The 17,426-nt window shown below is 65.1% G+C and carries 16 protein-coding genes; 8 read left to right on the forward strand and 8 right to left on the reverse strand.

Annotated features, from left to right (window positions below; all coding sequences use genetic code 11):
- The first annotated feature begins 27 nt into the window (after positions 1–27).
- The 3 genes from AC1VVK_RS04250 (at position 28) to AC1VVK_RS04260 (ending at position 2,606) form a co-directional block, all read left to right on the forward strand.
- Positions 28–948, forward strand: coding sequence for a TIGR03619 family F420-dependent LLM class oxidoreductase (locus AC1VVK_RS04250; RefSeq protein WP_482904503.1), 921 nt, complete (start codon positions 28–30; stop codon positions 946–948).
- Between the two features lie 84 nt (positions 949–1,032).
- Positions 1,033–1,437, forward strand: coding sequence for a Zn-ribbon domain-containing OB-fold protein (locus AC1VVK_RS04255; RefSeq protein ID WP_482904504.1), 405 nt, complete (start codon positions 1,033–1,035; stop codon positions 1,435–1,437).
- Positions 1,437–2,606, forward strand: a complete 1,170-nt coding sequence (locus AC1VVK_RS04260; protein ID WP_482904505.1) for a thiolase family protein — start codon at positions 1,437–1,439, stop codon at positions 2,604–2,606. Before AC1VVK_RS04255 ends, AC1VVK_RS04260 begins: the two co-directional genes overlap by 1 nt.
- Positions 2,607–2,866: 260 nt before the next feature.
- Here the strand turns inward: AC1VVK_RS04260 and AC1VVK_RS04265 are convergent, their stop codons facing one another.
- Entirely contained in the window at positions 2,867–4,057 is a 1,191-nt protein-coding gene (locus AC1VVK_RS04265) for an acyltransferase family protein (protein WP_482904506.1), read from the reverse strand.
- A gap of 234 nt (positions 4,058–4,291) precedes the next feature.
- On the opposite strand from AC1VVK_RS04265, the gene AC1VVK_RS04270 reads away from it, so the two are divergent.
- Positions 4,292–5,347 carry a LacI family DNA-binding transcriptional regulator gene (locus tag AC1VVK_RS04270; protein WP_482904507.1) on the forward strand — a complete coding sequence of 352 codons (1,056 nt, stop codon included), beginning with the start codon at positions 4,292–4,294 and terminating at the stop codon, positions 5,345–5,347.
- 9 nt (positions 5,348–5,356) lie between these two features.
- On the opposite strand, the gene AC1VVK_RS04275 is transcribed toward AC1VVK_RS04270, so the two are convergent.
- Positions 5,357–5,845, reverse strand: a complete 489-nt coding sequence (locus tag AC1VVK_RS04275) for a VOC family protein (protein WP_482904508.1) — start codon at positions 5,843–5,845, stop codon at positions 5,357–5,359.
- A 221-nt stretch (positions 5,846–6,066) separates the two neighbouring features.
- Here AC1VVK_RS04275 and AC1VVK_RS04280 point away from each other — a divergent pair, with 221 nt between their 5' ends.
- A complete protein-coding gene (locus tag AC1VVK_RS04280) occupies positions 6,067–7,002 on the forward strand; it encodes a GGDEF domain-containing protein (protein WP_482904509.1) in 936 nt (311 codons plus the stop codon).
- A 284-nt stretch (positions 7,003–7,286) separates the two neighbouring features.
- Here the strand turns inward: AC1VVK_RS04280 and AC1VVK_RS04285 are convergent, their stop codons facing one another.
- Positions 7,287–8,069, reverse strand: coding sequence for an SDR family NAD(P)-dependent oxidoreductase (locus AC1VVK_RS04285; RefSeq protein ID WP_482904510.1), 783 nt, complete (start codon positions 8,067–8,069; stop codon positions 7,287–7,289).
- Between the two features lie 156 nt (positions 8,070–8,225).
- Between AC1VVK_RS04285 and AC1VVK_RS04290 the strand changes: the two genes are divergently transcribed.
- Positions 8,226–9,479: a CaiB/BaiF CoA transferase family protein gene (locus AC1VVK_RS04290; protein WP_482904511.1), complete on the forward strand. Its 1,254-nt coding sequence runs from the start codon at positions 8,226–8,228 to the stop codon at positions 9,477–9,479.
- Between the two features lie 161 nt (positions 9,480–9,640).
- Here the strand turns inward: AC1VVK_RS04290 and AC1VVK_RS04295 are convergent, their stop codons facing one another.
- From AC1VVK_RS04295 to AC1VVK_RS04305, 3 genes are all read right to left on the reverse strand, one after another.
- Complete coding sequence (locus AC1VVK_RS04295) at positions 9,641–10,861, reverse strand: hypothetical protein (protein ID WP_482904512.1); 1,221 nt, start codon at positions 10,859–10,861, stop codon at positions 9,641–9,643.
- A gap of 364 nt (positions 10,862–11,225) precedes the next feature.
- The gene (locus AC1VVK_RS04300; protein ID WP_132391861.1) at positions 11,226–12,008 is read right to left on the reverse strand and encodes an enoyl-CoA hydratase-related protein; all 783 of its coding nucleotides are present in this window, start codon (positions 12,006–12,008) and stop codon (positions 11,226–11,228) included.
- Between the two features lie 33 nt (positions 12,009–12,041).
- On the reverse strand, positions 12,042–13,022 hold the full coding sequence (locus AC1VVK_RS04305) for an NAD(P)H-dependent flavin oxidoreductase (protein WP_482904513.1): 981 nt from the start codon (positions 13,020–13,022) through the stop codon (positions 12,042–12,044).
- A 195-nt stretch (positions 13,023–13,217) separates the two neighbouring features.
- On the opposite strand from AC1VVK_RS04305, the gene htpX reads away from it, so the two are divergent.
- Positions 13,218–14,114: a zinc metalloprotease HtpX gene (gene htpX, locus AC1VVK_RS04310; protein ID WP_482904514.1), complete on the forward strand. Its 897-nt coding sequence runs from the start codon at positions 13,218–13,220 to the stop codon at positions 14,112–14,114.
- 140 nt (positions 14,115–14,254) lie between these two features.
- On the forward strand, positions 14,255–15,670 hold the full coding sequence (locus AC1VVK_RS04315) for an aromatic ring-hydroxylating oxygenase subunit alpha (RefSeq protein WP_482904515.1): 1,416 nt from the start codon (positions 14,255–14,257) through the stop codon (positions 15,668–15,670).
- A 51-nt stretch (positions 15,671–15,721) separates the two neighbouring features.
- On the opposite strand, the gene AC1VVK_RS04320 is transcribed toward AC1VVK_RS04315, so the two are convergent.
- Both AC1VVK_RS04320 and AC1VVK_RS04325 read right to left on the reverse strand, forming a co-directional pair.
- Complete coding sequence (locus AC1VVK_RS04320) at positions 15,722–16,483, reverse strand: carbonic anhydrase (RefSeq protein WP_482904516.1); 762 nt, start codon at positions 16,481–16,483, stop codon at positions 15,722–15,724.
- 83 nt (positions 16,484–16,566) lie between these two features.
- Positions 16,567–17,364 (reverse strand): LysR family transcriptional regulator, encoded by a 798-nt coding sequence (locus AC1VVK_RS04325; RefSeq protein WP_482904517.1) that lies wholly within the window; start codon positions 17,362–17,364, stop codon positions 16,567–16,569.
- Between the last annotated feature and the right edge of the window lie 62 nt (positions 17,365–17,426).

A 17,426-nucleotide genomic window follows, 5' to 3' on the forward strand; every position in this document is an offset into this window, starting at 1 on the left:
GGTCCGAAGTCACGCGGGAGGGATCAGATGAAACTCGCATTCGCAATGCCGCACATGCTCGAACTCAAGGCGACGATGCAGCCATGGGAACTGGCCGTCACCGGCGCCGACCAGACCGCGCTGGCCAAATGGGCAGAAAAGCTGGGGTTCGAGATGATCGCGGTGCCCGAGCATCACGTCATCCCGAAGCGCCATGTCGACCTTTCAGGCCCGTTCTACTTCAACGCCTATACCGCGATGAGCCACTTCGCCGGTGCCACGGAGCGAGTGCGGGTCAATTCCTGCATCGCCATCCTGCCCGCGCAGCACCCCATCGTCACCGCCAAGGCATTGGCGACGATGGACTGGCTCTCTTCCGGCCGAGTGACAATCACGTTCGCGGTCGGTTGGCTGGAGGACGAATTCGCCCTGCTCGGCATACCCTTCCACGAACGCGGGGCCATGGCGGAGGAATACATTCAGGCGATCCTCGCGCTCTGGACTCAGGAAAACCCGGAGTTCGAGGGCAAATACGTCTCCTTCCGCGATGTCGCTTTCGAACCGAAGCCGGTGCAGAAGCCGCATATCCCGGTATGGTTCGGCGGCGATGCCGATGCCGTGCTGAAGCGCACCGCACGCTACGCGCAAGGCTGGTGGCCGTTCCTGACCAAGCCCGAGACCATCCCCGACAAGATCGACTTCATCCGCTCACAGCCGGACTACAACGGGCAACTCGCGGACGTGTTCTATGGCATCTCTACCGCTCGCGTCGGCGAAGGGCACAAAGTGCAGGACGATCCCTCCGCCCGGCCCGGCCAGACGAAGCAGGAACTGATCGACCGCCTGAGCCATCTTGCGCAACTGGGCGTAACGTGGAGTTCGGTGCCGATCCCGCCGCTTTCCGGCGTCGATGCCTACCGCGATTACACCCAGTGGATCGCCGAGGAGATCATGCCGGTCATCTCCTGACCGCTGGCACGATCAATACGCCGCACTGCTTGACGCCGAGGCCCCTGCGCCGGACTTCTCTGGCCAACGAATGGGAGAGGAACGATGAATCCACCGCGGCCCCGGCCGAAGCTGGACCAGGAGAATACCGCGTTCTGGACGGGCGGCAGCGAAGGCAAGCTGAACATCGTGAAGTGCGGCGATTGCGGTGAGTTCACCCATCCCCCGCGCCTACTCTGCCGCCACTGCCAGTCCGAGAATATCGCACCCCACGCGGTAGCCGGCACCGGCGTGATCGACAGCTTCACAGTGAACCACCAGCCCTGGGCCAAGGGTCTGGAAGTCCCCTATGTGATCGCCCGCGTAAAGCTGGACGGCGCGCCGGGGGTCTACCTGACCACCAACATCGTGAATTGCCCTGTCGATGCGGTCGATTTCGAGGACAAGGTCCGCGTCGTGTTCGAGGAGCAGGACGGCATTTTCTACCCCCTCTTCGAGAGGACCGTCTGATGGCCAGTACGGAAGCCTATATCACCGGTCTCGGCCAGTCCGAAGTCGGCGTGCGCCTGCCGCGCCATCCGCTGCTGCTGACCGTCGACGCCGTGCGTGAAGCGCTGGACGACGCGGGGCTGACGCTCTCGCAGATCGATGGCGTGTTCACCTACCCCGGCAAGATGAACGGCTACACCGCCTTCTCGCCCGTCAGCAGCGACGATCTGATCGAGGTGCTGGGCATCAAGTCCAAATGGCATCTCGGCGCTGCCGAACAGCCCGCCCAGCTTGCCGCCATCGGCGCGGCGGTGATGGCGGTGAAGCAGGGCCTCGTCCGCCACGCGATCTGCTTCCGCACCGTTTACGAGGCGGGCGGCATGGCCGATCCCGGCACTTATATGTCGGGCGCGCGGCAGGATACGGTCACCGGCTCCTCGCAGTGGACCAGCCCGTTCTGGGCCACCTCCGCCGCCTGCTGGACCGCGCAATACGCCGCACGCCACATGCACCGCTACGGCCTGACGCGCGAACAGCTTGGCCAGATCGCCATCAACGGTTCGAAGAACGCCATGCGCAACCCGCGCGCAAGGGCGATCACCAAGGAAGAACTGACGCTCGACAAGTACATGTCCGCGCGGATGATCACCACGCCGCTGTGCCTCTACGATTGCGACCGTTTCTCCGACGCCTCCACCGTGGTGATCGTCTCGGCCGGAGATGCGCTGGGCGACGTCAAATCCACGCCCGTCCGCGTGGCCGCGATGTCCGGATCGGTCGATCGCTACTCGTGGGATCAGGTGGAATGGCCCGCCGCCTATGAGACCGGCGCCGACCTCTGGACGCGCACCGACTACACCGTGAAGGACGTGGATACCGCGCAGTTCTACGACGGTTTCGCGTTCCTGCCGATCACTTGGCTTGAAGGCCTCGGCTTCTGCGAAAAGGGCGAAGGCGGCAAGTTCATCGAGGGCGGCACGCGCATCGCCTTGGACGGCGAATTGCCGCTGAACACCTTCGGCGGCCAGCTGGGCGCGGGCCGTCTCCACGGCTTCGGCTTTGCGCATGAGGCGGTGAACCAGCTTCGCGGCACGGCCACCGGGCGGCAGATCGCCGGCGATCCGAAAGTGGCGGTGGCGACTTCGGGCGGCGGCCCGATGGCGGCGGCGCTGCTCTTGGCAAGGGATTGAGGGCTCCGGCCTCGCGGGCTCTCCTCCTGCGAGGCCGGGGATGGCTTTCGACGTTAATTCAACACCAATATTCCCGTCGCCCCCGCGAAGGCGGGGGCCCCGCATCTCTGCGTGAACCCCAAAATGCAACGGCAGGGCGTCGGGTCTATTGTCGCTTATCCGCCGAGGCACTTGCGCCCCTCGTGGATTCGATTTTTCCTCGTCATTGGAATGAGGCCAATCACGCCTCGCAGCTGGTCGGGAAATACCCTGCCAAACCGTCAGGCCGCGGTTGAAACCGCGACCTTCTCCGTCAACTTGCGCGGCGCCCGATGCCGCTTCAGCCCGATCAGCGGACGCAGCGGACCGATCTCACGCCCGATGAGGTAGAACAGCCAGGATCCTCCCGCCACGCTGAAGCACAAGGTCAGGAATTCCGGCAGCGCGGTCAGGCCCATGTCGCGGATGCCGTAGCTCACGAAGACCATCACCGTCTGGTGGGCGATATAGATCGGGAACACCGCCTCGACCAAAGTCGCGCGCCACTTGCTGTCGAAGTTCCAATAGCGATCGGCAATGCCGAACAGCGCGATCACCGTGCCCCAGCACTGAACCGACTTGGCGAAGGACAGCGGCTGCTCCCACGCGGCGGGCGTGGGCGTGTTGCCCGGCCAGAGCAGCGTATCGCCGATCACCCAGGCATAGCCGAGCACGGCCAGCACCAGCGCCAGTTTCCACTGCTTCGCAATGGCCTGCCGCATCGGCTCGGACCCGCGCAGCAGGAAGCCGAACAGGAACATGCCCATGTAATGGAGGTGCGCCGCGCGGTCCACGAACAGGCTGTGGATGTCGGTCCAGCCATCGTAGAACATGCGGACCGCGAAGATCAGGCCGATGCCCAGCGGCAACAGCGCCGGGCCGGACAGCAGCTTTTCCGCATTGTCGCGCAGCCATGTCCGCCATGATGCGGGCAGGAACATCAGCCCCGCGCAAAGCACCAGCGTGTAGACCAGCAGGTAGATGACGAACCACAAGTGCATGGTCGCGGGCAGGTCTTCATTGCCCTCTTTGCGGAAACTGAAGGCGTCGTGGAACAGGAAGTAGCCGTAGCCGTGCTCGTAGCCGCTGTTGATCAGCCCCATGTAGGGCTGCGGCGGCACCACCACGGTCAGGCCGAACAGCAGCGGAATGCCAAGGCGCATCAGGCGGCTTTTCAGGAAGACCCTGTTGTTGCCGTCCTTCTTCAGCAGCGCCGCGCTGGCATAACCGGAAATCGCGAAGAGCAAGGCCAGCCGCCAGGCGCTCAGGCCCAGCAGCGGCAACTCGGCCCAGCCGATCACGCCGCGCGTGGGTGTCTGATACCCCCAGGGGGTGAACGAGAAGCCGACATGGTAGAAGATCAGCAAGACAAAGGCGCCGACGCGCAGCCAATCCATTCCATAGTGGCGTTGCGTCGGGGCGGGCTTCATCATTCTCCATGGGGGATGGGAGGGGCCCCATCCAGCGGGAACCCTGCTCATTCCGGGCTCACTTAGGGATTGGTACCCCGGGTCGCAATGACGGGGTTGTATCGTTCTGTCGCGTATACGGCGCGGTTTCGCGCAGTTTTCGCATTCGTCGCCCTATAGCACATGTTCCCGGCAAATGCATCCGGATCCGACCAGACTCTGCTTGGTGGCCTTCGGAGCATCTCGCATTATCGTGCGATGACCGTGCTCTCACCCCGCCCCACGATGGATGACGTCGCCCGGGCCGCCGGGGTTTCCAAGAAGACGATCAGCCGCTTCATCAACAATTCGCCCGATGTCAGCACGGCCATGCGCGCCCGGGTGGAAGCGGCGATTACGGCACTGGGTTTCGTGCCCAATGCGCAGGCGCGGGCACTGGCCTTGCGGCGGACTTTTCTGGTTGCGCTGGTTCACGACGGTTCGGATCGCGGCATGCGCGAAGCGGTCGAAAGCGGCATGCTGCATGCCATGGAAGGCAGTGAACTGGCGCTGGTACTGCGCCCGCTGGAACGCGACGAAGCAGCCGGTCTGCGTGCTTTCGTCGATCGCCACACGCCCACCGGCGTCGTCCTGCTGCCGCCCCTGTCCGAGCGAGAGGACCTTGCCGCGATCTGCGAGGCGGCCGGTGTGCGCTGCGCACGATTGGGTCGGGTGTGCGGCGAGTTTGACCCTTCCTGTAACGAGGCCTGCGACGATCGCGGTGCGATGGCTGCGCTCGTCGCGTGGCTGGTGCGGCAAGGTCACCACCGCATCGGTCTGGTCGGTGGGCCCGAAGCCTCCCTCACCGCCCGGCAGCGTGAACTCGGATACCTTGACGCCATGGCCGATCACGGGTTCGACCGGGGGCTCTCGCTGATCGTGACGGGATACTATTCCTTTGCCTCGGGCGCCGAAGCCGCACGGTTGCTGTTGGAACTGAGCCCCCGCCCCTCCGTGATCGTGGCCTGCAATGACGAGATGGCCGCCGGCGTTATCGCTGCCGCGGCGGCAGCCGGAATTGCAGTGCCCGGCACGCTTTCGGTGGTGGGCTTCGGCGATACGGCGATTGCGGCGATGACGGCGCCGCCACTCACATCGATGCATGTTCCGTGGGCAGAAATGGGCCACGACGCGGCCGCCCGCATTTCCGGCGGCCTGATCGACCCGCTGCCCGATCCATCGTTCGAAACCGCGATGGTGCTGCGCGGATCGGTGCAGGCCAAGCTCGGCTACGTCAGGACATCGGCATCCATGCCGGAGGCCATGCGGCGCTGACCCGGCATCTTATGCACTGGCTGCCGCATTGGCCGCGCGCAATTCCTCCAGCGTGAAGCCATTGGCGGGCATGCACTGCTGCACCTCGATCACATTGCCCTCGGGATCGTAGCCATAAAGCGTGCGAACATGGCCCACATCCACGAAGTCGCGCTCATTGAAGGTCATGCCGCAGGCCTTGAGGTGGACGATATCCTCCGCGATGTCGGTCACGTCGATGCACATGTGCGTGTAGCCGCGATCGTTGGGACGCAGCGGGCGTTCGATATCCGAAGCCGGTGCCGCATATTCGAAAAGCTCCAGATAGCACTGGCCTGCGCGCAGCATCACGCCCTTGGCGGCGGAGCCCGGCACATCGACGATCAGGTCCATCACCGGCTCGTCCGACCAGCCGAATCCCTCGTCCACCGGCTCGAAACCGAAAGCCTCGCAATAGAAACGCTTCATCCGGCCGATGTCGCGGCAATTGACGCCGACATGGTGGATACCCCTGATCATGGTCTGCTCTCCCGCATTTTCTTGAGCGCGAATATTGGCCTGCACCGTGGCTGAGGCAATCGCCGCGACTTGTCCCTCCCGGAGCAATCGGAAGTGCGTCCGGGCGAAACATGCTGACCGCGGCAACTTTTGCCTATTAGCACCGGCTTTACCTTTGCCATTTACGAGATCGGGGGAATTCCCGGAGGACTCTTCCGCCACCCGATCGAGGATTCGCTTGCTTGTTCCATGCTCCTATCCGGAACCCGGCGCCTGAAACGTCGGAATTCGGAACCACCCTGACAACCGATTCCACCCTGTTCGCCGAGGCGACCCGCCTTGTCGGCCTGGGCGCGTGGTCCTGCGACCTTGCCTCCGGGCAATTGTCGTGGACGGCGGAGGTGTTCGACCTCTTCGGCCTGCCCAACGACCGCCGGATCGACCGGCGCGAGGCCGTGGCGCTCTATGGCGAGGAATCGCGCGAGACGATGGAGCGCCTGCGCGCCCACACCATCGCCACCGGCACCGGCTTTGCCATGGATGCGCAGATCCGACGCACCGACGGCAGCACGCGCTGGATCCGCCTGACTGCCGCTGCCCGCACGGAAGGTGGCCGCACGGTGGCGCTCTACGGCACTAAACAGGACGTGACCGAAGAACACGCGCGCTGGGAACGCCTGCGGCGCATGGCGGAGAACGATCCCGTTACCGGCCTTGCCAACCGCGCCCAGTTCCAGGCCCGTTTTCTCGATCTGCCCGAGGACCACACCGGGCTGCATGACATCACCGCGCTGGTGCTGTTCGGCCTCGATTCGTTCAAGCAGCTCAACGACCGCTGGGGCCATGCCGCCGGAGACGCCTGCCTCGCCACCTTTGCCCAGCGGTTGCGACAGGCCTTTCCGGAAGCACCGCTGATCGCGCGCATCGGCGGTGACGAATTCGCCATGCTGCTTTGCCCGCGCACGCCGTGTGCGGAAGGGCTGCTGCGGCTGCAATTGCCCGCCCTGCTCGCCCCGGTCTTGTGGGACGGGCAGTTGCTGCCGCTCGGCGCCTGCGCGGGGATCGGGCTTGCCCAGCCGGGCGCATCGCTCGATCCGGAAGCGCTGTTCGTGCGGGCCGATACCGCGCTGTACCGCGCGAAACGGCAGGGCGGCGGGCACCTCTGCACCGGGGATTGAGGCGGAGCCCCTGATGCAAGAACCCGTCCAGCGGACTAATACCGGCTCAATATTGGCGGTGAACTAGCAACTCAAAGCCCCGTCGCCCCCGCGAAGGCGGGGGCCCCGCTTTGCTTGTTTCACGCAGAGACCAGAGGCGCAGAGAAACCGTGCAGCAAGCCACCGTCCTCTCTGCGCCTCTGGTCTCTGCGTGCCAAAAAAAGAACAAGCGGGATCCCCGCCTTCGCGGGGATGGCGGGTATAGGGGTAGGTTGCTGATTTAGCGCCTACCCCTATACCCGCATTCAGCCCTGCTCCGGCTCCACCCACGTGGTGCGCGTGACGCGCGGGCTGAGGTACTTGGTCGCCGTCCAGCCGCCATCGACCACGATCGACTGGCCATTGATCATCTCGCTGCCCGGCAGGCAGAGGAACGCGATCACCGAAGCGATATCCTCGGGCAGAGCAAGGCGCGGATAAGGCGTGGTCTCGACATTGGCGCGCTTGAAGCCTTCGTCCTCGAAGCGGTGGCGCACCATGTCGGTCATCGTCACGCCCGGCGCCACGCAGTTCGAACGGATGCCGCGCGGGCCATATTCGCAGGCCATGTGCTCGGTCAGCGACTTCAGGCCGCCCTTCGCCGCCGAATAGGCACCGCCGCGACGGCCGCCGATATGCGCGAATGTGCTGGTCACATTGACCACGCTGGCGCCCTGCGAAAGGTGCGGGATCACGTCGCGGCAGAGCCGGAACGGGGCGACCAGCATGATGTCGAGGAAATCGTCCAGCGTCTCATCATCGGTCTCGTCGAGCGGCTTGGGGCTGCCGACGCCGGCATTGTTGACCAGCGCGTCGATGCGGCCGAAGCGGTCGAGCGTGGCCTTCACGATCTGCCCCGGCGCGGCCGGGTCGGTCAGGTCGGCCGAGATCGCCAGCACATGGTCGGGGTTACCGATTGCCGCCTCCAGCGTCGCCAGCTTGTCCTTGCTACGGCCGACGCCGACGATGGCGAAGCCTTCGGCATGGAGGATCTTCGCGGTTTCGAGCCCGATGCCGCTGCCCGCGCCGGTGATGATCGCCGTTTTCATCGCATTCCTCTCGTGTTCGTCGTTCCCGCCCGGCTAAGCGCGTTCGGGGCCCCGGATAAAGCCTGACTGCGCGGGCAGCGATGCTTGATCGTCGCTGCGATAAGCGCCTCCCCTCGCCTTGGCCGCTCCCGAGGCCGGGGCTAGCGTCGCACCATCATGAGCACGAACAACAGCACCTCGAAAGCCGCACTAGACGGCATCCGCGTCATCGACATGAGCCGCGTCTTCGCCGCCCCGGTCGGCGCACAGATTCTGGGCGACCTTGGCGCCGACGTCATCAAGATCGAGCGCCCCGGCGTGGGCGACGACGGGCGCGGCTACGGTTTCTCGTGGGTGCCGGGCAAGGACGGGATCGAGACCCGCCATTCCAGCTTCTTCACCGTATCCAACCGCAACAAGCGCTCGATCACGCTCAACCACTCGAAGCCCGAGGGGCAGGAGATCCTGCGCGAACTGATCAAGTCCGCCGACGTGCTGATCGAGAACTACAAAGTCGGCGATCTCGCGCGCTTCGGCCTCGATTACGAGAGCCTGAAGGCGATCAATCCGCGCCTGATCTACTGTTCGGTCACCGGCTTCGGCCAGACCGGCCCGATGGCGGCGCGCCCCGGCTATGACGGGCTGTTTCAGGCCACCGGCGGCATGATGGCCGTCACCGGCATTCCCGAAGGCCAGCCCGGCAGCGGCCCGCTCAAGACCGGCCCGAGCCTTGTCGACTTCGTGACCGGCCACAACACCGCGATCGCCATCCTCGGCGCGCTGCAATATCGCAACCGCACCGGCGAGGGGCAGTTCATCGACATTGCCCTGCTCGACAGTTCAGTGGCGATGGTTAGCCACATCATGCAGGATTACCTGATCAGCGGTCAGGCCCCTCCCCGCCTCGGCAACGGCGGCAACGGCGGCGGCCCGGCTGATCTCATGCGCTGCTGCGACGGCATCATCTACCTGACCGCCGGGACCGACGAACATTATCGCCGCCTGACCGTGCTGATGGAGCAGCCCGAACTGTTCACCGACCCGCGCTTCGACAGCAACCTCAAGCGCGGCAAGACCAACCGTGCCGAGCTGATGGACATCATCAACACATGGAGCGAAGGCTTCACGGTCAACCGGATGCAGGAGATGCTGGACGGCGTCGGCATCCCCGCCGCGCGTTACAACGAACTGGCCGACGTGTGGGAGGACGAGCAGGTCAAGCACCGCGAACTGCGCGCGACCACGCCGCATGCCTATGCCGAAAGCGGCTCGGTCGACCTGATCGCCAGCCCGCTTGCGAAGATGTCGGAGAGCCCGGCAACGATCCGCATGGCCCCGCCGATGCTGGGCGAACACACCGCCGAAGTGCTGGCCGAAATCGGTATCGGCGAGGAGCAACTGGCGAAATTGCGCGAAGCCGGGGCGATCTGAACAAGGCTGTCTTCGGCGGCTGAAAAGGCCGTCGTCACGCCATCTTCGCATCCCATGCAACGGGGTGCGCTGAATTGGTTCGCGCGGAGAAGCGGTGGGGCAATCCGCCTCTCTGCGCTTCCGCGTGCCAAATCGATTTTACGCGGCGCGCCCCGACTATCTCACATCAGCAGACTCTTGAGCGTTTGCAGGACCAGATCGAAAGGCATGGTCAGGAAAAGCGCCGCGACGAATGGTAGCAGCGTCGCGAGCGCCAGCATGATGACACTGCGCGTATCAACCGGAATGAACTGCATCGACTGGACGCTCGCGACCACCGTGTAGAGATCCGCCGCTGCCGAGAAATCCGGCGCGCTGAGGATCTCCTGAGGCTCTCCGGCATCGTCGCCGCCGGGCTGCGCTTCCTTGGCCCGAACGTCATCGGCCGCCCCCGGCCGAACCGGCAGAAGCGGCTCCAGCCATGCTGCCTCCAGCTTCGTGCCCAGCCGCATCGCCAGCGCGCCATAGACCATCGAGCCCCGGCGCCATGTGTCCATCATGCGGCCGGAAAACGCACAAAGCGGCCCGACGCACAGGATCGCCACGACGACGACGCTGCCGCCGGCCAGAAGCCCGTCGTTGAACGAATTCGACTTCCCCGCCAGATGCTCATGCGCCAGCCGCCCGGCCGCAATCGCACCCAGCGCCATGCCGAAAGCGGCAAAGGCCCGCAGTGATTGGCCAAGAAAGCCGAGGCCGCCGCATTGGTCGGGATGCGATGCAATCAGATTGAGATCGAACCGGGAAATGCGCATGAGCAACCGGGCCCAGATCGCGATCCGCCACAGCCAGCCGAGCATGAGCGTCAGCAGCAGCGGCAGACTCACGGCGAACTGCCACGCCCCGGCCATCGAAAGCGTGCCCTGGCGGCCGTCCTGCAAAGCCCAGGCCGCCATATTCGGGGAGCCCGTCATGCCCCGGAACGTCGCCGTCGCCATGACTACGGCGAGCAGGATTGTGATCCCCTCGACAACGCGCGAATCGAGCAATCTGTGGCTGATCGCCAGCTCGGTCCGAAGGTCTTCCCGCCCCTTCTCGTCCAGAAGGCCGGCGTGCGCGAAATTTCCCGCAATCAGGCCGAGCCGCCTGCCGCAGGAGGCATAGGCCACCACCAGCAGCGGCGCCGCGACGGCGCTGCGGGCATGGACCGCGATGTCCCACCCCAGATCGGACAGCAAGCGCGGCTGAGTGGCGAGAGTCATGAGAATGAGCGGCAGCCAGCCCAATACCAGCACCAGCGCAACGCGCGGCACCGGGGTTGAAAAGGGTGGCAGAGCGACGCGCGCGAAGCGCGCCGTTCGGCGCGGCGGACCATGACGGAACAGGGTTTCGAGGTCGAGCATGGCAGGGACCTTGCGGCACGCATATCCGACGCGGAATGCGCAGGACTATCCAGACCTGCCAAACTATCCGCGCCAGATCGCTGCCCGAAATCGGGAGAAACCCGCAGGTTGCCCGGTGGCCGCCCTGCCCGCCTTATTTTATCCGCCCCGCCGTCAACGACGGGAAGGCGTTTTCCTACACACCGCCGCCCGCGTTATGTTGCCGGCGATGCCTGCCGCCCCGTCCTCTTTGTTGCACGCCCCGCTTGGCCTTGCAGGGCGCGCAAGGTTACACTTCGCCCCGCAAGGTGACAGCTTCCGCCACAAGGTGACGGCTTTTCCTCTGGACAGTGTAAACTGTGTAAACCCCGGTGTAACCTTGCGGTCAGCGGCCCTTGAACACCGGGCTGCGCTTTTCGGAAAACGCGGTCACGCCTTCCACGAAATCCTCGGTCCGCGAGGCATCGCGCTGGCCAAGGCGCTCATTGGTAAGAGCCTGTTCCAGCGTGCAGTCGGTCGCCGCCCAGGCCACCTGCTTGATACGCCGCAGCGACCACGGTCCCTGCGCCAGTTCGCCTGCCAGAGCCATCGCGGCGGCATCGAGATCCTCGTCGGGCACCACGCGATTGACGAGGCCCCACTCCAGCGCCTTTGCCGCCGGAAGCCGCTCGCCCAGCAGCATCATCTCCATCGCCCGCACGCGCCCCACGGCGCGGGTCAGCAGCCACGAGGAACCGCCGTCGGGCACCAGGCCGACATGGCGGAACGCCTGAAGGAAGAACCCGCTTTCGGCGCAGAGGATCAGGTCGCCCGCCATCGCGAGCCCGGCACCCACGCCCGCCGCCGCGCCGCGCACGGCGGTCACCACCGGCTGCGCCATGTCGCGCATGGCCACGATCACCGGGTTGAAGTGGCGGTCGAGCAAAGTGCCGACATCGCGGCGCGGATCGGCCAGCATGTCCGCCGCATCGCCAAGGTTGGCGCCCGAACAGAAGGCCTTGCCCTCGCCCGTCAGCACCACCGCGCGCGCCTCGAACGAGGCGCGGGTCACCGCGTGGAACAGTTCCTCGCCCATCTGCGCGGAACCCGCGTTGCGCGTGGCCGGATCGTTCATCGCGATCCGGGCGACGCCGTTCTCAAGGCTGTAGAGGACTTTCTCGTAAGTCATGACGTTCGGCGCTCCGTTCAGGCCCGTATTGTTTTAGACCAGCATCTTCCCGAGACGGCCTTTGACGATTTCCTCTGCATCGGCAACGATCCTGTCGATCAGTTCCTTGCAGGTCGGCAGGTCGTGGATGAGGCCCTGCACCATGCCCGCCCAGAAGATCCCCCTGGTGAGATCGCCGGTCTGGAGCAGTTCGCGGCCCACGGCGCCCGCGACAAGGTGCTTGATGTCGTCGAAAGTCGCTTCGGGGCGGGCCGAGATCTCGACCACTTCGTCCGACACGTCGTTCTTGCCCACGCGCGCGGTGTTCTTGAACTTGCGGAAGATCAGGTTGGTGCCGCGCTCGTCGTTCTCGATGTACTTGGCCTTCACATTGTCATGGATCGGTGCTTCCTGCGTGGCGCAGAAACGCGTGCCCATGTTGATGCCCTCGGCCCCCAGCGCCAGCGCGGCGGCAAGGCCGCGACCGTCACCGAAGCCGCCACTCGCCAGCATCGGGATCTTCACCTTGTCCGCCGCCGTGGGGATCAGGATCAGGCCGGGAATATCGTCCTCGCCCGGATGACCGGCGCATTCGAAACCATCGATCGAGATGATGTCGCAGCCGTGCTTCTCGGCCGAAAGCGCATGGCGCACGGCAGTGCACTTGTGGAGCACGGTGATCCCGTGCGGCTTCACCATCTCCCAGATCTCGCGCACTTGCTGGGTGCCGGCCGTCTCGATGATCTTCACGCCGCCGTCGATCGCCGCCTGGGCATAGGCCTTGTAGTCGGGCGGGAGCAGCGTGGGGAACACGGTGATGTTCACGGCGAAAGGCTTGTCGGTCATCGACCGGCAGCGCTCGATTTCCTCGCGCAGCGCCTTCGGGCTCGGCTGGGTCAACGCGGTCAGCGTGCCGAGCCCGCCTGCATTGGAGACCGCGCTGGCCAGTTCGGCCAGTCCCACGCCCTGCATGCCGCCCTGCACGATCGGGTGCTCGATACCGAGCATCTCGGTGACGCGTGTCTTGAACGCCATTCCACTCAACTCCCAAATAGCTCTTTGGGGCGGTCCTAGGGGGGATTGGCGCGCTTGGGGACACCCGATCACGCACGGGATCGAGCAATTCGCGCAGGCGATGGGCCGCCCGATCCGGATCGGGCCGTTCCGGATATTGAAAGCAGCCGCCCGCTATCTAGATTCGGGACTGCAATCACAAGGAGTTCGAAGAAAGTGAACGGTATCAAGACGGCCATGCTGCTAGCGGCGTTGACGGCGCTGCTGATGGGGCTGGGCTATGTGTTCGGCGGCGGCGGCGGTGCGATGATCGCGCTGATCGCAGCGGCAGGCATGAACCTGTTCACCTTCTGGAACGCCGACACCATCGTGCTCAAGATGCACAACGCGCGCGAGGTAGATGCCCGCTCCGCGCCCGAGTTCTACGGCATCGTCGCCGACCTCGCGCGCCGGGCGCAACTGCCGATGCCGCGCGTCTATCTGATCGACAGCGCCAATCCGAACGCCTTTGCCACCGGCCGCAATCCCGATCACGCCGCCGTGGCGGCCACGACGGGCCTGCTCAATATGCTCACCCGCGATGAAGTGGCAGCAGTGATGGCGCACGAACTGGGCCACGTGAAGAATCGCGACACGCTGACCATGACCATGGTGGCGACGATTGCCGGCGCGATCTCGATGATCGCCAACTTCGGCATGTTCTTCGGCGGGCATCTCGGGGGCAACAGTGAAAACCGGCCCAATCCGTTGATCGCCATCGCCGCGATGGTCATGGCGCCTTTCGCGGCGATGATCGTGCAGATGGCGATCAGCCGTACCCGCGAGTTCAGCGCCGATCGCGCCAGCGCGGAAATCAGCGGCAACCCGCGCGCGCTGGCCTCTGCGCTCGCCAAGATCGCAGGCCCGGCGCAAGCGATTCCCAGCTTCGCCTCGGAGCGCAATCCGGCCGCCGCTCAGCTCTATATCGTGCCCACCGGCGTTTCCGACCTGTTCTCGACCCACCCGGCGACCGAAAAGCGCATTGCCGCTCTGATGGCGATGGACGGCACGTCGCCGGGCAGGCCCGCAGCCCCGGTCAGGAGAGCTTCGGCGCTCGATCCGCTGCGCAAGTGAGTGCCAAGGACGCCCGGCGCATGCCTTCATGCGCCACTTAGCGCGTCTGCGATGCGCCTTGCGCGTCCGGCCATTGCCTGCCTCGCACAGGGTTGTACATTCGTTCAACACGAATGAAGAACAATCCGAGAGGTGTCGGAGTGCTGAAATCTACAGACGGCGGCCTGAGAGCCGTCCCCTACCCGATCGAAGATCCCGAACGGATCCCGGTCAAGCGCTACTACGATGCCGATTTCTATCAGGCAGAGCTGGACCACTTGTGGCCGCACGTCTGGCAGATGGCCTGCCGTGAAGAGCAGATCCCCGAAGTGGGTGACTGGATCGAGTACGAGAATGTCGGCAAGTCCGTCATCATCGTGCGCACGGCCAGCGGCATCAAGGCTTTCCACAATGCCTGCCGCCATCGCGGCGTGCCCTTTGCGGGCGGCACCGGCCATTCGCACGGCAACTGCGCCAAGTCCGGCTTCGTCTGCCCGTTCCACGGCTGGCGCTGGAACATGGATGGCGAATCCACCCAGGTCTACGGCAAGCACCTCTTCTCCGAGCGTCAGCTTCAGGAAGACGACATCAACCTGATCCCCTGCCGCGCCGAGACTTTCATCGGCTGCGTGTGGATCAACCATGACGATGACGCGCCGTCGGTCCGCGATTCGCTCGGCCCGATTGCCGGCAATCTCGAAGCGCGCGGGCTCGACAAGATGCGCGCGGAATGGTGCTACGGCGCCGAACTCCCGGCCAACTGGAAAGTCGCGATGGAGGCCTTCATGGAAGGCTACCACGTGATGCAGACGCACCCGCAGCTGCAACACGCCGCGCCGATGATGTACGATTCGATGTACCGCAGTCCGCGCGGTCCGGTGCCGATCATGGCCGAACCGCACCTCTCCTATCGCGAGAATCAGGAGCTGCAGGTCAAGTCCATGGCGCTCCTGAGCGAGGGCATGGCGGGCATGGTCCACGAGAAGGAAGTGGAAATTGCGCGCGGCCTGATCGGTGTCGAGGAAGGGCTGCCCGAAGACCAGAACATGGCGATGTTCCACTGGCTGGGCATCGTCATGCACCAGATCTCGGCCCAGTTGCAGGCGCGCGGCGAGCCGGTTCCGGACCTCTGCGCAGTATCGCAGACGCATCCGGTGAAGGCGGTAGAGTTCCTCTTCCCGCACTACTTCCTGCTGCCCTACTTCACCTCGATGTCGGCCTACCGCATCCGTCCGACAGGTCCGGAAAGCTGCTTCTTCGAGATCTGGTCGCTGACCTACATGCCCGAAGACACCGACTTCGAAACGGTCATGGAGCCGGTGGTGCTGCCTTACAACAGCCCGGATTTCCCGCCGATTCCGCGGCAGGACTATTCGAACATCCCGATCCAGCAGAAGGGCCTGCACGCCAGCGGGTTCGAGTTCATGCGCCTCTCGCATGAGGTGGAAGGCATGATCAGCAACTATCAGCGGATCATCGACGGCTACCTCAAGGGCGTGCCGCAGGAAAAGCTCGCCACGGCGATCCACAAGCTGGGCGGCAACTTCGACGGTCCGATCGAGGATCTCGGCATCTGACGATGCGAGCTGGGGCTCGGTTGATGCCGGGCCCCAGTCTATCTGCCGCGCCTACTTCGACTTGGTCCGCATGGCCGGCGGGATCGGCAGCATTTCCACTTTTCCGGTCGCAACGTCGTAGACGGCTGGCACCACCTTGAGTTCGCCTGCCTTCACTTTGGCCTCGACCACGGGCGACGAATTAATCAGCGTCGCTGCATGGATCACGGCATTCTGGCGGGTGACGACCATCGGATCATCACTGCCGCTCATGTAGACGGCGGGCAGGATCGCCGGGAACAAGGCGCTGATCTGCCCCGGAACCTCGGGGTTCTCCATCGCCGCCTTGATCGCCCCGCAGTTCGAATGGCCCATCACCACCACGGCCTTTATGCCCAGCACGGCTATCCCGTATTCGAGGCTGGCGATGATTTCCGGCGTGGTGATGTTGCCCGCGACGCGCGTCACGAAAAGGCGGCCGATGGGCTCATCGAAAACCATTTCCACCGGCACCCGCGAATCCGCGCAGGACAGCACGCCGACGATCGGCCACTGCCCCTCGGCCGCTCGCGCCTTGATGATCGCAAGGTCCTTGGTATGCGCGGTGGGCGCGCCCGCGATGAAGCGGGCATTGCCGTCCATGATCTCCTTGAGCGCCTGATCGGGCGTAATCGTCTCAGTTGGCGCGGCGCCGGAGGGTGCCTCCGCCGCCCGGACAGGCCCAGCAACCAAGCCGATTGCCGGCGCCGCCGCGAGCGCGGCCACGGCGCCGATGATGTCACGCCGCGACGTGCGGCAGCGGGAATTGTGATTTTCCGGGGGGACTTCGCTCAAGGACATGGCAGTCTCCAGCGTGGTGCACGCCGGAGGCTATCACGCGCCCCTGTGTCCCGCCATAACCCTTGCGAAAGGACGCGTCAGGCGGTCAGCGCGGCGACCAGCGCCTTGACCTTCTTCTGGCGCCACTGCGGAAGCGGAGCCACCAGCCAGTAAGCGCGGCGGCAGGATGTGGCGGCGCCGACTTTGACACTGGTGCCGGCAGGAAGTCCCTCAGTCAGCAGTGCCGGCACGCGCACGCGGCCAAGGCCGGATGTCGCGGCGGCAACCGCCTGTCCCGCATCGGCCAGCAGGATGGCCGGCTTGGCCTCTTCCTCATCAGCGCCTTCGTGGCCCTCGGGCGTGGGATCGCCCGGCCAGCCCATCCAGTCGCCCTCGCCCAGCTCGACCCATTCGGGCGCGCCGAGCGTGATGCCTTCAAGGTCCCCCGGCCCCTCGCTCCAGCGCACCGCCAGATCGAGATTGGCCTCGGTAAAATCGGTCAGTTCGCCATCGACGAGCACATAGCGCACTTCCGGATTCGCGGCCCGGAACGCGGCAAGGCGCGGCGCCAGCCAGGCGGCGAAGAACTCGCGCGGGGCGGCAATGGTGTACACATGGCTGGACTGGCTGGCCTGCATGGCCTGCACCGCGTCCTCGAAATGCAGGAATCCGGTGCGCAGCGCGGCGAGACCGGCACCGGCCTCGTCGGTCAGTTCCAGACCCTTGCTGGTGCGGCGGAACAGCACGACCCCAAGCAAGTCCTCCAGCGCGCGGATCTGCTGGCCGACTGCTGCCGGCGTCACCGCCAGTTCGTCTGCCGCGCGCGTGAAGGAGAGGTGGCGGGCCGCGGCATCAAAGACGCGCAAGGCATTGAGAGGCAGGTGCGTGCGCTTCATGGCGCTTCCCTAAGCGCTTGGCGTTGCTGCGGCAACGGGGAAGTAGATGGGGCGAAGTCGAG

This window comes from Novosphingobium sp. BL-S-32 (assembly GCF_056857055.1).

What these genes read in the sequence shown, in the direction of transcription:
- AC1VVK_RS04250 (WP_482904503.1), top strand. Translation starts at nt 28, where the DNA reads ATGAAACTCGCATTCGCAATGCCGCACATGCTCGAACTCAAGGCGACG.
- AC1VVK_RS04255 (WP_482904504.1), top strand. Translation starts at nt 1,033, where the DNA reads ATGAATCCACCGCGGCCCCGGCCGAAGCTGGACCAGGAGAATACCGCG.
- AC1VVK_RS04260 (WP_482904505.1), top strand. Translation starts at nt 1,437, where the DNA reads ATGGCCAGTACGGAAGCCTATATCACCGGTCTCGGCCAGTCCGAAGTC.
- AC1VVK_RS04265 (WP_482904506.1), bottom strand. Translation starts at nt 4,057, where the DNA reads ATGATGAAGCCCGCCCCGACGCAACGCCACTATGGAATGGATTGGCTG.
- AC1VVK_RS04270 (WP_482904507.1), top strand. Translation starts at nt 4,292, where the DNA reads ATGACCGTGCTCTCACCCCGCCCCACGATGGATGACGTCGCCCGGGCC.
- AC1VVK_RS04275 (WP_482904508.1), bottom strand. Translation starts at nt 5,845, where the DNA reads ATGATCAGGGGTATCCACCATGTCGGCGTCAATTGCCGCGACATCGGC.
- AC1VVK_RS04285 (WP_482904510.1), bottom strand. Translation starts at nt 8,069, where the DNA reads ATGAAAACGGCGATCATCACCGGCGCGGGCAGCGGCATCGGGCTCGAA.
- AC1VVK_RS04290 (WP_482904511.1), top strand. Translation starts at nt 8,226, where the DNA reads ATGAGCACGAACAACAGCACCTCGAAAGCCGCACTAGACGGCATCCGC.
- AC1VVK_RS04295 (WP_482904512.1), bottom strand. Translation starts at nt 10,861, where the DNA reads ATGCTCGACCTCGAAACCCTGTTCCGTCATGGTCCGCCGCGCCGAACG.
- AC1VVK_RS04300 (WP_132391861.1), bottom strand. Translation starts at nt 12,008, where the DNA reads ATGACTTACGAGAAAGTCCTCTACAGCCTTGAGAACGGCGTCGCCCGG.
- AC1VVK_RS04305 (WP_482904513.1), bottom strand. Translation starts at nt 13,022, where the DNA reads ATGGCGTTCAAGACACGCGTCACCGAGATGCTCGGTATCGAGCACCCG.
- AC1VVK_RS04325 (WP_482904517.1), bottom strand. Translation starts at nt 17,364, where the DNA reads ATGAAGCGCACGCACCTGCCTCTCAATGCCTTGCGCGTCTTTGATGCC.